Annotated in this window: 13 protein-coding genes; 7 read left to right on the top strand and 6 right to left on the bottom strand. The window is 68.5% G+C overall.

Annotation, left to right across the window (positions count from 1 at the left end; all coding sequences use genetic code 11):
* Positions 1-1,686 carry a sensor histidine kinase gene (locus ACI2KI_RS07175; protein ID WP_404618717.1) on the bottom strand — a complete coding sequence of 562 codons (1,686 nt, stop codon included), beginning with the start codon at positions 1,684-1,686 and terminating at the stop codon, positions 1-3.
* 170 nt (positions 1,687-1,856) lie between these two features.
* On the opposite strand from ACI2KI_RS07175, the gene ACI2KI_RS07170 reads away from it, so the two are divergent.
* The gene (locus tag ACI2KI_RS07170; protein WP_404618955.1) at positions 1,857-2,300 is read left to right on the top strand and encodes a SufE family protein; all 444 of its coding nucleotides are present in this window, start codon (positions 1,857-1,859) and stop codon (positions 2,298-2,300) included.
* A gap of 5 nt (positions 2,301-2,305) precedes the next feature.
* On the opposite strand, the gene ACI2KI_RS07165 is transcribed toward ACI2KI_RS07170, so the two are convergent.
* A complete protein-coding gene (locus ACI2KI_RS07165) occupies positions 2,306-3,811 on the bottom strand; it encodes a serine hydrolase domain-containing protein (protein ID WP_404618715.1) in 1,506 nt (501 codons plus the stop codon).
* Between the two features lie 720 nt (positions 3,812-4,531).
* Between ACI2KI_RS07165 and ACI2KI_RS07160 the strand changes: the two genes are divergently transcribed.
* A complete protein-coding gene (locus tag ACI2KI_RS07160; protein WP_404618713.1) occupies positions 4,532-4,810 on the top strand; it encodes a hypothetical protein in 279 nt (92 codons plus the stop codon).
* Between the two features lie 37 nt (positions 4,811-4,847).
* On the opposite strand, the gene ACI2KI_RS07155 is transcribed toward ACI2KI_RS07160, so the two are convergent.
* Entirely contained in the window at positions 4,848-5,051 is a 204-nt protein-coding gene (locus tag ACI2KI_RS07155) for a hypothetical protein (RefSeq protein ID WP_292084360.1), read from the bottom strand.
* 88 nt (positions 5,052-5,139) lie between these two features.
* Between ACI2KI_RS07155 and ACI2KI_RS07150 the strand changes: the two genes are divergently transcribed.
* Positions 5,140-5,721, top strand: coding sequence for a DUF805 domain-containing protein (locus tag ACI2KI_RS07150; RefSeq protein ID WP_404618711.1), 582 nt, complete (start codon positions 5,140-5,142; stop codon positions 5,719-5,721).
* Between the two features lie 7 nt (positions 5,722-5,728).
* Here the strand turns inward: ACI2KI_RS07150 and ACI2KI_RS07145 are convergent, their stop codons facing one another.
* Both ACI2KI_RS07145 and ACI2KI_RS07140 read right to left on the bottom strand, forming a co-directional pair.
* Entirely contained in the window at positions 5,729-7,186 is a 1,458-nt protein-coding gene (locus ACI2KI_RS07145) for a sigma-54-dependent transcriptional regulator (RefSeq protein ID WP_404618709.1), read from the bottom strand.
* Between the two features lie 133 nt (positions 7,187-7,319).
* Positions 7,320-9,116, bottom strand: coding sequence for a DUF4153 domain-containing protein (locus ACI2KI_RS07140; RefSeq protein ID WP_404618707.1), 1,797 nt, complete (start codon positions 9,114-9,116; stop codon positions 7,320-7,322).
* Between the two features lie 285 nt (positions 9,117-9,401).
* Between ACI2KI_RS07140 and ACI2KI_RS07135 the strand changes: the two genes are divergently transcribed.
* Complete coding sequence (locus tag ACI2KI_RS07135) at positions 9,402-11,201, top strand: M3 family oligoendopeptidase (RefSeq protein WP_404618705.1); 1,800 nt, start codon at positions 9,402-9,404, stop codon at positions 11,199-11,201.
* Position 11,202: 1 nt separating this feature from the next.
* Here ACI2KI_RS07135 and ACI2KI_RS07130 read toward each other — a convergent pair whose 3' ends face one another.
* Complete coding sequence (locus ACI2KI_RS07130) at positions 11,203-11,769, bottom strand: universal stress protein (RefSeq protein WP_404618953.1); 567 nt, start codon at positions 11,767-11,769, stop codon at positions 11,203-11,205.
* Between the two features lie 109 nt (positions 11,770-11,878).
* Here ACI2KI_RS07130 and ACI2KI_RS07125 point away from each other — a divergent pair, with 109 nt between their 5' ends.
* The 3 genes from ACI2KI_RS07125 to ACI2KI_RS07115 all read left to right on the top strand — a co-directional run bounded on the left by ACI2KI_RS07125 (position 11,879) and on the right by ACI2KI_RS07115 (position 13,721).
* The gene (locus tag ACI2KI_RS07125) at positions 11,879-12,127 is read left to right on the top strand and encodes an aa3-type cytochrome c oxidase subunit IV (protein WP_292084350.1); all 249 of its coding nucleotides are present in this window, start codon (positions 11,879-11,881) and stop codon (positions 12,125-12,127) included.
* Between the two features lie 230 nt (positions 12,128-12,357).
* Positions 12,358-13,491 (top strand): Re/Si-specific NAD(P)(+) transhydrogenase subunit alpha, encoded by a 1,134-nt coding sequence (locus tag ACI2KI_RS07120; RefSeq protein ID WP_404618702.1) that lies wholly within the window; start codon positions 12,358-12,360, stop codon positions 13,489-13,491.
* Complete coding sequence (locus ACI2KI_RS07115; protein WP_404618700.1) at positions 13,488-13,721, top strand: hypothetical protein; 234 nt, start codon at positions 13,488-13,490, stop codon at positions 13,719-13,721. Before ACI2KI_RS07120 ends, ACI2KI_RS07115 begins: the two co-directional genes overlap by 4 nt.
* Position 13,722: the final 1 nt, after the last annotated feature.

Genomic DNA, 13,722 nt, shown 5'->3' with positions numbered 1-13,722 from the left:
TCAGGCGCTGCGGTTCAGGGGGATGACCTCGGCGTCGCCGAGGATCGGCTCGCGCGCCACCACGACCGGCAGGCGGACGGTGACCGCCGTGCCTTCGCCCAGGGTGCTGTCGATACTCATGGCGCCGTGATGCAGTTCGGCCAGGGCGCGGACCAGCGAAAGGCCCAGGCCCGTGCCCTGCGCCCGCTGTTCGGCGCCGCCGGCCTGTTCGAAGGGGCGGCCCAGACGGGCCAGGTCCTCGGGCGCGACACCGACGCCGGTGTCGGCCACGGTCAGTTCCAGAACCGGCCCGAGGGCCTCGGCGCGAACGGTGACCGAGCCGCCCGCCGGGGTGAACTTCACCGCATTGGACAGCAGGTTCAGCGCGATCTGCTTCAGCGCCCGGCGGTCGGCGGCGACGGTCAGGGCCTCGGGCGGAAGGACGGCGGCCAGATCGACCCCCTTGTCGTCGGCCTGCACGCGGACCAGGGACAGGGCCTCGGACACCATTTCGCGCACGTCGAAGCGCTCGATGGTCAGGTCGTAGCGCGCCGCCTCGATGCGGCTGACGTCCAGCACGTCGTTGATCAGGTCCAGCAGGTGGCCGCCCGCCTCGTGGATCGACCGGGCGTAGTCGGCGTAGCGGTCGGGGATGGGCCCGAACAGGCGTTGACGCATGATGTCCGAGAAACCGAGCACGGCGTTCAGCGGGGTCCGCAACTCGTGGCTCATATTGGCGAGGAAGCGGGACTTGCCGGCGTTCTGGGCCTCGGCCTCGGCGCGCGCGGCCTCCAGTCCGGCCTCGCGGGCGTGGGCCAGGGTGGCGTCCAGGGCCAGGGCGATCAGGCGGGGCGGGTCGCCCTGATCCAGTCGGCGCAGCACCAGCAGGATGCGGCGATCCAGGGCCAGCCGCGGGGCGAACCGAACCTGGGCCTCGATGCCCGCCCGCGCCTTGGCCAGGGCGGCCTGGACGGCGGGGCGGTCGGGCGCATGGACAGCGGCGATCAGCCCCTCGTCGAACAGGGGATCGACGGGCAGAGCGGCGGGCGCCGCGCCATAGGCGGCCAGGGCCGCGCCCGAGGCGTCCAGCACCATGGTCAGGCCGGGCTGGCCGGCCAGAACCTCTTCGATCCGGGTCATGGCCCCTTCGGCGGCGGCGAGACGGCGGGCCTGTCGCGCGGCGCTGAGGCGCAGGGCCAGGGCGGCGGCGCCCCCCGTCAGCAGGGCGGCGACGGCCGCCATGCCGGGCGAGGCCTCGGGCGGGCCATGGACGGCGACGGCGATCAGGCCGGCCAGAACCGCCAGCGCCGCGCCCAGGGCGCCGAACGGGATCAGCCGCGACGACCCCAGGGCCACGGCGGCGACCAGAGGCATGAAGACGAAGCCCCCCAGCGGTCCGGTCAGTCCGCCTGACAGGCCGGACGCCGCGATCGCCGCCAGCGACCAGGCCGCCAGCAGGGCGGCGCGCACCGCCCACCCGTCGCGGCCCAGCAGGATGAGGCCCAGCAGGCCCGGCGTCGCCATGGTCAGGGCCGCGGGAACGCTCAAGCCTTGAACGTTTGCTGGTTGATCCAGTCCGGCGGCGGCGAGCGCCGTCAGCCCGACCGTCGCGGCCCATCCCGCGTGCCAGGCGGCCAGCGCAGATCCGCCGCGCGCGTCCTCGACGGCGGGATCAGGCGTTGCGGGCAGGGCGGCGGGAGCGGTCAATCCGGGGCTTTGCGCGGTTGATTCAAGGGTCTCAGTCTAGACCCGGAGCGGCCCCGCCCCTAGGTTGCTCGCCTCGCAGGCGACTGTCCCAAACTGGCGCAGGAGCTGGCTGTGTGGCGGGCCTGGGGCTTGGCGTGGCGGACGGCGGGGCCTATGTCGCCCACATGAGCATGACCGGCGACCTTCCCCCCTTGGGCCCGACCCAAACCCTCGATGAAGCCCTGGCTGAACTGGTCGAGGAATTCGACTTGCTGGGCGACTGGGAGGGGCGGATCGAATACGTCATCGACCTGGGCAAGGGCCTGGCCCCCTTGCCGGAGGAAGCGCGGATCGAGGCCAACAAGGTGCCGGGCTGCGCGGCCCAGGTCTGGCTGTCGACCCGCCGCGCCGAAGGCCGACTGTTCTTCGACGCCGACAGCGACAGCGCCCTGTCCAAGGGCAATATCGCCCTGCTGCTCAAGCTCTACTCCGGCCGCACGCCCGCCGAGATCCTGGGCTTCGACGCGCGCGCGGCGCTGGATCGCCTGGGCCTGCCCTCGGCCCTGACGCGCCAGCGGGCCAACGGCCTGAACAGCATGGTCGGCCGCATCCGCGAGGCCGCGGCCGGATCCTAGCCGCTTCAGCGGTTGTCAGGGTCCGCCGCCACGCCGTAGCCGGCCACCCGGCCCGATGGGGCCAGGGCGACGGTGAACAGCCGGGTGTTTCCGACCGGACCGACGCGATAGCTGTAGCGTCCGCCGCCGTCCGGCCGGCTGAGGTCCCGCACCAGGGTCATGGGGGCGTCGCGCCATCCTTCGGGCAGGGCGGCCGTCAGGTCGCGGGCATGTCCGGGGTCGGGACGGTATCCCGAGCCGGGCGAGAAGTCCTGGGTCAGGTCCTCCCCGGCCGCCGCCCGGTCCAGAAAGGCGCGCAGGCGTTCGGCCCGCGCCGGGTCGTCCGGCAGGGCGGGGGACAGGGACGGCATCACCTCCGGCTCGACCAGTCCGGCCACGACGCGCGCGATCAGGTCGGGGCGACCATAGCTGGAGTCCAGATTGGCGAAGACCACGACCGTCAGCCCGAGGTCGGGATAGCGGGTCATGGTGCTGGTGAAGCCCTGCCAGGCGCCGTTGTGCATGATGCGACGCTGGCCGTTCAGCTCATTGATGTTCCAGCCGAAGCCATAGCCCTGGGCGTTGGGCTTGCCGTCCTTCAGCACGAAGGGCGTCCACATCTTCCGCCGGGATTCCGGGGACAGCAGGGCGTCGCCGTACAGGGCGCGGTCCCATCGGGCCATGTCCTCGACCGTCGAATAGATGGTGCCGTCGGCGGTGGCGTTGAAGGTCGGCGACACCCAGGCCTGATTGCGCAGGACGCCGTCGCGCATCTCATAGCCCGAGGCCCGGCGCGGGATGATGTCGGCGTCGGAAATCACCCGCGTGGCGCTCATCCCCAGCGGGGCGAAAAAGACCTCGGTCAGGTAGTCGCCGTAGGGCCTGCCCGTGACCCGGTGGATCAGGATGCCCAGCAGCACATAGTTGGCGTTGTTGTAGCTCCAGCGCGTCCCGGGCTCGAACTCCGTCGGCAGGGCGGCGATGGCGGCGGCCAACTGATCCTCGGTGAAATCCTTCCGGTAGTCGAACGCCCCGCCCGGCCCGGTCAGCTTGTCCCCGTCATAGGCGCCGATGCCGGAGGTGTGCGACAGCAGATGGGCCACGGTGACGCCGGCCCATCCGCTCGGCGCCTCGGGAAAATACCGGGCGACGGGGGCGTCGAGATCCACCCGGCCTTCCTCGGCCAGTTTCAGGATCGCGGCGGCGACGAACTGCTTGCCGAGGGATCCGGTCTGCATCCGCGTGTCGCTGGCGACCGGGGCGCCCCATTCGACATCGGCCAGGCCATAGCCCTTCATCAGGACAGGAACCCCATGGCGATAGACGCCGACCGCGAGGCCGGGCGCGCGTTGCCGCGCCATCTCGGCCAGGACGTAGCGGTCGATCTCGGCCTGACGGTCGCTGGACAAGGGCGCGATCTGCACCTGTGACGCGGGGGCGGAAGCGGCGACGCCGTCTTCGGCGGCCGCATGGGATCCGGTCGCCGCCGTCATCAGAACGGCCAGCGCCAGCCCTTTGATCATCCTGCTCATCTACCGCCTTCTTGTTCGCTACAAATGTAACGCTACAGTTGTAGCGAGATGGGGCGTGCGTCAATGCTGCAGGTGAAGAAAAGCGGACGTCGGAAGAGAAGAGAGATGGCGGGAGCGGAGGCCCCGGCCGGCCGTCAGAGGATGGACAGGAAGGCCCCGACCAGGGCGGCGATGGCCAGCGTCAGGAGCAGCGCCTCAAACGGCGAAAGCGACCAAGCGGAACGACGTCGGCGGGTTCTTGCAGCCATTGGGGCCTCTCGGTTTCGATGATGACCATGAGGGCCAGCTCCGGCGCGCCGAGAAGCGGAAGCGGCTGGCCGTAAAGGCCTCGCCACAGAGCGTCCAGCGCGCGATCGGCTTCCCCCATGGGTTCCATGCGAATCACGGAGCCATACGGTCGGAGCCCGAGTCCTTAACAATTGTTAGCAAATGTGGATAACAGCGGTTTTTGTTGATGAATATTGAAATTGCGCCCGGTGTCAGGCGGTTGGCCGCCGATGAACTATCCACAGGGGCCGCCGAGGACTGGCTGAATCGCCTGACCCGCTCATCCTGACGCGCCATCGCGCTGAGGCATCGGATGAATGGTCTGAAACACGTTCGCCTTGGGTGGCCGGAGCCTTATGCGCCCGAAGAGGCGAGGACGCGCCTTGCTGGAACGTCCGCTAACGACCCTTAGGAGACATTGACGGAAAGGGGCGAACCGCGTTGGCTGACCTTATGAGCGCGACATTTCTCAGTTTGATCGAGGCAGTCCAACAAGGATCAATGACGGTCGGCGATTTTTCATCATCGGTCGAGTATGAATGGAACTTCGGAGACGAGCGAGCGACGCTCTCCGAGGCCCAAAAAGCCGCCATCCAGCAAATGTTCGACGTCGTGGTTTATTACTCGCCTTATCCAGACGAGCGCGCCCGCGTTCCCAACTATCGCGACGAGCAAGATGTGCTGCAGGCCGCTCAGGACTGTCGTCGGTCCCTTGAAACAGGCGTCCGCTAACCACCCTTAACCGACATCCAGCCCGTCCGCTTCAAGGTCAGCCCTTGGTGCTCCAGGGCCTTACGGCGCCGCTTCTGACGCGGGCGGCCTGTTCGCGCTGGAAGCGGCCGCCGCGCGGGGGCTTGGGGCGTGCGGCGATGGCTTCCTGCTTTTCACGCAGGGCGCGCTGGATCGGGGTCTCGGTCGGCGCTGCGTCCGCCGGGGCGAGGGAGGCGGGCTGGCCGTCGCGTTTGTCGTTCATGGTCATAGTCTAGCACGTCATTGCAGATGACCCGTCACGACGTCTGACGTAACCTTGTGCTTCCAGTGGAAGTGCGCGGGGCCGGAAAATGTCGGCGGTATGGGACGGGTTCAGGCGGTTGGCGGATTTCCGCGGGCGGGATCCGCGGGGGCGCTTCTGGCCCTACGCCCTGGTCGTGGCGGTCCTGCTCTATGTCGGCATGGCGGCGGCCATGATCCCGGCCATGTCCGGCTTCTTCGAGGAGGCGACGCGCTACGCCGCCGCAAACCCGGAGCAGGTGACAGTGGCGGCGGGGCCTGGCCAATACTCGATCCGGATCAACGATCCCGAGGCCGAGCTAATGCCGGACATGAGCGGGCTGTTCTGGGCGATGCGGCTGGTGTTCGTCGCGGCGGGGCTCCTGCTGGCGGCGGCGGTGACGCGGCGGCTGCATGACACGGGGCGACCCGGCTGGTGGGGTCTGCCGCCGCTGGTGTTCGGCGTGATCGCAGCCACCCTGTTTCCCTGGGTGATGGAGCGTTTCATGCAGTCGGACGAGGCGGCGCTCGGCCCCTTCTTCCTGCTGTTCGCCAACAATATGCTCTACATAGTCAGCCTGATCGGCCTAGTGGTCCTTTTGTGCCTGAAAGGCACGTCGGGGCCTAACCGCTATGGGCATGAGCCGGGCTGAGGCCGCTTCAGCCCGCTTCTTTCAACTGCTCTTCCAGTCCCTGTTCGCGGACCTTGCGGTACAGGGTCGAGCGGCCGATGCCGAGGCGGCGGGCAATCTCGCTCATGTGGCCGGAATAGACCTCGATGGCGTGCTGGATCAGATCGCGTTCGATCTCTTCCAGCGTGCGCAGGTGGCCGCGCGCGTCGATGATGCGCACCGGGCTGTCGGGCTGGCCTTCAGCGCCCGCATTATTGACCGGCGTCTCGGCGCGGTCGTGCGATATGGCGGCGCCGGAGGTCAGCGGCATGGCGACGCCCGAGATGGCCGGGAAGTCGTGGGGCTGCAACAGGGGCGAGTCGGCCAGGACCAGGGCGCGGTAGATCGAGTTTTCCAGCTGGCGCACATTGCCGGGCCAGTCGTAGCCCTGCAGCAGGGCCATGGTCTCGACGGCGCAACCGGCGACGCGCTTGCCTTCCTCGACGTTGAAGCGGGCGATGAAGTGCTCGACCAGGGCCGGGATGTCCTCGCGCCGTTCGCGCAGGGCCGGGGCCTCGATCGGGAAGACGTTCAGGCGATAGAAGAGGTCCTCGCGGAAGGCGCCTTCCTTGACCTGCTGGGCCGGGTCGCGATTGGTGGCCGAGACGATGCGGACGTCGACCTTGACCGCGCGCTTCGATCCGACCGGGTCGATCTCGCCTTCCTGCAGGGCGCGCAGCAGCTTGACCTGCATGTCCAACGGCAGTTCGCCGATCTCATCCAGGAACAGGGTGCCGCCGTTGGCCTCCATGAACTTGCCGGCGTGCTTGTCGACGGCGCCGGTGAAGGCGCCCTTCTCGTGACCGAACAGGATGGACTCGACCAGATTGGCGGGCAGGGCGCCGCAGTTGACGGCCACGAAGGGCTTGCCGGCGCGGTCCGAGGCGCCGTGCAGGGCGCGGGCGATGACTTCCTTGCCGACGCCGCTTTCGCCGGTGATCAGCACCGGGATGCCGGACTTGGCGGCGCGCACGCCCAGGGCCTTGACCATGCGCATCGGCGGGCTGTCGCCGACGATGTCGTCGAACGAGGTACGGCCCGAGACGTGTTTCTTCAGCCTTCCGATTTCAGCTGAAAGCTGGGTCAGTTGCAGGGCGTTGCGCACGCCGATCAGCAGGCGTTCCGGCCCGACCGGCTTGACGAAGAAGTCCTGGGCTCCGGCCTGCATGGCCTTGACCACGGTTTCGATGCCGCCATTGGCCGTCAGGACGATGACCGGAACGGCCACGCCCGCCGTGCGGATCTCCGCCAGGGTCTCCAGCCCCGACAGGCCGGGCATGACGAGGTCCAGCAGGACCACGTCCGCGCCGCCGCCCTTGGTCAGGCGGTCGATGGCCTCGCCCCCGCTCTCGGCATGGACGACGGCATAGCCTTCGCGGTCGAGCACCGCCTGAATCAGGCGGCGCTGCGTGGGATCATCGTCGACGACCAGAACGGTCTTGGCCATTGGATACACACCCTAAACATCACCGTGACGGCCGTCCTCGTTGATCGGGATCGGCTCGCTTCGAGCACACCCTAGACCAAAGGGGGTGAAGATCGGGTTTCGGAGAACTGAGTCAGGGGTTAACGGGCGCCCCTCAGGGGCAGTCCTGTTGGGGCTGGAACCGGGCGCCTCCGCGCGGCGTGGTCAGATCCGGCCAGGGCGAGGCCGTCGGCGCCGTCTCGGGGGCCTTTAGCGCCTCGCGGGGATCGGCGGCCACGCCTGAACCGGAGCCGCAGAAGGCGATCCGATAGTCGCCCTGATGGGTCCAGACGCCGTTGCTCTGCGCGAACAGGGCGATGCGGAAACGGTCGGCCAGCAGGACCTCGACCTGCCCGTCCCCGTTCAGGTCGCGGACGGTCGCCAGGCATTCAACAGAGGATTCGCAGTGGTAGCGAGGGTCGCCAGGGCGCGCCGGAACCACGAAGCCGGCGGGCAGGCTTGCGTCCGCCGGCCAGACCGCGACATGCGGCGTGCGCGGCGGAATAGTCTCGTCTTCCTGCCTGAAGTCATAGCGGTTGTCGCTCGCCTGGGCCGCCATGGCGCGGCGCGCGATCTCGGCGTCGGAGGATCTGGCCAGATCGGCCAAGGCCGCTCGTCCCGCCTTGCCCGCCTCGAAGCGCAAGAAGCCGTAGTCGAATCGCGCCGCGCTGACGGCCCCCCGCTTCAACCGGGCGACCTGATCGCCGACCGACAGACGGGCGGGATCGAGCAGGGGGCTGAACAGGGCCAGGATGACGGCGACGGTCAGCACCGCAGCGGCGACATTGGTGCGCTCCAGCGGCTTCATCCACGCCGTCTTCTTCCAGAAGGGCGACAGCGCCGCCCAGCCGTAACCGGTTGCATAGACCGCCCCGACCAGGGCGCAGGCCGAGGCGATGATCCGATCCGGCGTTAGGCCGTGCTGGCCGATCCGCAAGGACAGCCCCCAGACGGCGATCAGGATCAGCGGCGTCAGCAGGACGGCGGCGACCCGCACGGCCACGCGCAGCAAGACCGGCGGCAGGTTGTCTTCGCGTCCGTCCTGATAGGCGGTGTTGATCAGGATGATCAGGGCGGCGGCGGCCGACAGCACCAGGGCCGTGGCGCTGCCCGTCTTCCACAATCCGTCCAGCCCGGTGAAGGGCAGGGCCAGCAGGAAGCCCGCCACCAGAACAGTGATGACCAGCAGCAGCCAGGACAGCAGCATCAGGGCCACGGTCCGCACGCCCCGGATCAGGCCCGCCCGCACGTCGGTCAGCTGCACGGCGATGGCGAAGACCAGGCAGGTGACGGGAATGGCGAACCACTCCTCGCCGATCAGGTCCGACAGGAAGCTGAGGCCGATGATGCGGAACAGGGCCGCGCCGAGGAAGAGCAGCAGCCAGAAGGCCACGGTGAAGCCCAGCGACAGGACCAGCTGCACCCCGGCCTTCCACGCCGTGTCGAAATAGTCGTCGAAGTCGGCGACCCAGCGCCGCCTTCCCTCTGCCGGGGCGACTGCCGGCACGATCAGGTGATGGGCGATAAACAATGCGGCGGCGGCGAAGGCGACGACGGGGAAGCGCAGATAGGGTGGGCGGAAGTGCTCGCTGGCCTGCTGCGCGGCGTCATGCCAGCCCAGCAGCGCCAGCGCGGCGGCGGTGACCACGCCCCAGATCGTCAGGGCCTTGACCGGCAACCGTCCGACCCCGGCCAGCAGCATGACAGGCGTAAAAGCGCAGGCCAGAACCAGGGCCGCGAACAGCGGCGGGTTGGTCGCGGGCCAGCTCAGGGCGTCGTGCGTCGCCATGCTGCGATACAGGCCATAGAGCACCAGCCCCTGCACCAGTCCGATGCCGATGCGGGCGACCGCCAGCCCCCGCGCGCTATCCAGCGAGGCGCGACCGGTCTGGTCGTGAAACGGGTCGGTCATGGCGTGGCCCCTTCAGCTTCACCGGCAGGGTGGACCGGGATGAAGGCGGAGGCAAATGGTGACCCTCTCCCGATGGGAGAGGGCTTGAGCCTCGGAGAGCCGGAGGCGAGCCGTGAAGGCGAAAGGGTGAGGGGCGAGGTTGTCAGTCGGCGTCAGCCGCGGCGCGACGGCTTGCGCCGGCGGCAAGGGACGACCCTCATTCGACCCTTCGGGCCACCTTCTCCCATCGGGAGAAGGAAGGGGAGATGCTTGCGCCCGCCCGTCCGCGCCCCCACAACCAGAGACATGAACGCGCCCGTCCAGACGACCGATTTCGCCGACGCCCCGCTGTGGGACCTGTCCGACCTCTACGCCTCGCGCGAGGATGCGCGCATCGGCGCCGACCTCGATCGCGCCAAGGCCCTGGTGGATCAGATGAACGCCTTCCAGGGCAAGCTTGTGGGCCAGCGCGGCGACGCGGCGGCGCTGGGCGCGGCGCTGAATCAGGCCATTGATCTGTATGAACAGGCGGCGGACGTCATGGGCGGTCTGGGCGCCTACGCCTTCCTCGCGGCCTCGACGGCGCGCGACGACGCGGGCGCGCAGGGCTTCGAGGCCAATATCCGCGAGAAGATGACGGTCATCGCCACCCCGACCGTCTGGCTGACGCTGGAGATCAACCAACTGGACGAGGCCGAGATCGCGGCCGCTCTGATCGCCCATCCGGCGGCCGCCCGCTGGTCGCCCTGGCTGCGCCGCGTGAGAGCGATGAAGCCGCACGAGCTGTCGACCGAGCTGGAGACCTTCATCGCCGAGCGCGGCCCCATTCAGGCCCAGTGGCCGCGCCTGTTCGACGAGACCCTGGCGGCATTGCGCGCCGATGCCGACGGCGAGAGCCTGACCCTGTCGGAGGCCCTGAACCGCCTCAGCGACGCCGACGGCGCCAAGCGCGCCTCCGCTGCCGAGGGCCTGTCGATAGCCTTCGCCGACAAGGCCCAGACCATGGCCATGGTCATGAACACCGTCGCCGCCGACAAGGCGCTGGAGGACAGGTGGCGCGGCTTCAAACGCCCCGCCGACAGCCGCCACCTGGGCAACGAGGTCGATGGCGAGAGCGTGGACGCCATGGCCGAGGCCGTGGCCGAAGCCTATCCGCGTATCTCGCACCGCTATTACGCGCTCAAGGCCAAGGCCATGGGCAAGACGGCGCTGGATCACTGGGACCGCAACGCCCCCATCGAGGCGACGCCGCCGCGCACCTATGACTGGGCGCAGGCCCGCGAGGTGGTGCTGGCCAGCTTTGCCGACCTCGGCGGCGACTTCGCCGAGCGCGCGGCCTGGTTCTTCGACCGGCCGTGGACCGACGCCAGGGCCCGACCCGGCAAGCAGTCCGGCGCCTACGCCCACCCGGTGACGGCGGACCGCCACCCTTACGTTTTCCTCAACTGGATGGGCGAGCGGCGCGACCTGCTGACCCTGGCCCACGAACTGGGCCACGGGGTGCATCAGACCCTGGCGGCGGCGCAAGGCAGCCTGCTGGCCGACACCCCTCTGACCCTGGCCGAGACCGCTTCGATCTTCGCCGAGGGACTGACCTTCGACCGTCTGCTGGCCGAGGCGACGCCCCGGGATCAGCGCGCGCTTCTGGCCGGCCGCATCGAGGACGGGCTGAACACGGTGGTGCGCCAGATCGCCTTCCACCGCTTCGAGACCCGCTTCCACGACGAGCGCGCGGCGGGCGAGGTCTCGGTCGAGCGCCTCGGCGAAATCTGGATGGAGGAACTGGGCGCCAGCCTCGGCCCGGCGGTGACGCTGAATGCCGGCTATGAGAACTGGTGGGCCTACGTCAGCCACTTCGTCCACTCGCCCTTCTATGTCTACGCCTACGCTTTCGGCGACCTGCTGGTCGCGGCCCTGATGGAGACGCGCGCCAAGGACCCGGCGGCCTTCACGCCCCTCTATCGTGACCTGCTGTCGGGCGGCGGGGCCCACACCTATGTCGAGGCGCTGAAGCCCTTCGGCCTCAACCCGCGCGACCCGGCCTTCTGGACCATCGGGACGAAGCGGCTGGAGCGTCTGGTCGATCAGTTCGAGGCGCTGGGCTGATTCAGTCCCGGGTCTGACGCACCACCAGAACGTCGGACGGCAGGCGTTTCAGCAGGTTTGACGCCGGACTGCCCAGAGTCGCCTGCACCCAGCCGCTGCGGCCGTGCGAGCCGATGACGACCAGATCGGGGGCGTCCCTGATGACGCGCTGCTGCATCACCGTCTGGACGTCGCCCTTGGCGACGAGGGTGCGGACGGTGTCGGGCTTAGGCGGGGCGGCGCGGGCGACGAAGGCGGCCATCTCGGCCTCGGCCTCTTCGCGGGCCGCTTCGGTGATGTCGGCCGAGGGCGCACGCGTCTCGAAGGGCACGCTGTAGGCGTTGACCAGTTCAAACCTGGCGTCGGGGAACAGCCGCAGCGCCGTCTGGAAGGCCTGCAGCGCACCGTCGGAATAGTCGGTGGCTACCAGGATCGAGCGATAGGGGCCGCTCGCACGTCGCTTCACCACCAGCACTGGCTGCTCGGCGTGGCGCACCAGATGGTCCACCGCTGTGCCGAGAAAGAAGTCGCTCAGCCCGTTGTAGTGGCCTGTGCCGGTAACGATGGCGCTCGCATCATGAACGCTGATCGGACGGCGTCAACGCGACAAGCTGGACCGTGTGTGCTCAGGTCTTGAGCCTCGCGCCCCGACCGCTATAAGAGCCGTCGAAATCTTGACTCTTTTTCGGAAGACCGGAATGGCCGACCAGCACGCAGACAATGCCGAACACGCCTATGTGCACGGCTCGATGGAAATCTCGGAACAGGTCTCGACCTGGGAGCTGTTCAAATTCATGGCCAAGTGGGGTTCGTTGCTGACGGCTGCGATCCTGGTCCTGCTGACGGTCTGGTTCGCCGTGGGCGCGGGCTTCCTGGCCGGCGCCATCAGCGGCGTGGTGGTGTTCGTGGCGGGCTTCTTCGCCCTGCGCTCCAAGCCTGCGCACTGAGTTCGGCGCCGCGCTCGCGGCGCAGTGAAACTTGAAAGGCCCGTCGGACACGCGTTCGGCGGGCTTTTTCATGTCTCGCGTCGCGCAGAGAAAGGTTGAAACTTGCGTCTGCGGGGATAATTTTCTCTCGCGTTGCAACAAATTGTCAGGCGAGTGGGCGATTTGCGCTTTGACGCCCGCTTTGGCTTCGTCCTAACGTTCCGGCTCTGGGGGATTTGGGAGGGATTCGCTTGGCTGTCGCCATCGCCGTGACCCGCGAGCGCCGTGAAGGCGAAACGCGTTGCGCTGTAACGCCGGAGACGGTGAAGAAGCTGATCGCCCTGGGCGCGACCGTCTCGGTCGAGGCCGGGACGGGCATCGGCTCGTCCATTCCTGACGCCGACTACGCTGAGGCCGGGGCCACGGTGAAGCCCGACACCCGCGCGGTGCTGGACGGCGCCGATATCGTGCTGAAGGTGCGCGGCCCGACCGCGCAGGAGACCAGCGCGCTGAAACCCGGCGCCATCGTCGTGGCCATGCTGGACGCCTATCGCGAGAAGGATACGGTCGAGGCGCTGAAGGGCGCGAACGCCACCGCCTTCGCCATGGAATTCGTGCCGCGCATCACCCGCGCCCAGGTCATGGACGTGCTGTCGTCCCAGGCTAATCTGGCCGGCTATCGCGCGGTGATCGAGGCGGCCTACGCCTTCGGCAAGGGCTTCCCGATGATGATGACGGCGGCGGGCACGGTCGCCCCGGCCAAGGTCTTCGTCATGGGCGTGGGCGTGGCGGGCTTGCAGGCCATCGCCACGGCCCGGCGTCTGGGCGCGGTGGTCACCGCCACCGACGTCCGCCCGGCCACCAAGGAACAGGTCGAGAGCCTGGGCGCCAAGTTCCTGGCCGTCGAGGACGACGAGTTCAAGAACGCCCAGACGGCGGGCGGTTACGCCAAGCCGATGTCGCCCGAGTATCAGGCCAAGCAGGCGGCCCTGACCGGCGAGCACATCAGGAAGCAGGACATCGTCATCACCACGGCCCTGATCCCCGGGCGCGCGGCGCCGGTGCTGGTCAGCGCCGAACAGGTGGCCTCGATGAAGCCCGGTTCGGTCCTGATCGATCTGGCGGTCGAGGCGGGCGGCAATGTCGCGGGCGCCAAGGCGGGCGAGGTCGTGACCACGGCGAGCGGCGTCTCCATCGTCGGCTACACCAACCTGCCGGGCCGGATCGCGGCCGACGCCAGCGCCCTCTACGCCCGCAACCTGGCCGCCTTTGTCGGGTTGATGCTGAAGGACGGTGTTGTGACGCTGGATCTGGAAGACGAAATCCTCAAGGCCGCCGTCGTGACGCACGGCGGGGCTGTGGTGCATGAGGGCGTGAAAGGATGATTCCTGTTCGTCTGCGAAACGCGCTGTCGGTCTTCTCGCTGGTTGCGATTTTCGGCGGTCCGATCTTCTGCGTCTTCGCGTTGGGAATTGGTTTCGTTGAGGATAGCTCTGGTCAGGCGTTCGGCCGAGGCCTCACGAATATTGCCCCCATCTTCTTCGGAAGCGTGCTCAACGGTGGTTTCTTGAGAGTCCTCATCAGCATTGATGCTCGACTGGAGCAAAGGGTCTGAA

It is taken from the genome of Brevundimonas sp. NPDC046655 (assembly GCF_044901625.1).
GTDB lineage: Bacteria > Pseudomonadota > Alphaproteobacteria > Caulobacterales > Caulobacteraceae > Brevundimonas.
This window is presented reverse-complemented; position numbering and strand designations above follow the sequence as displayed.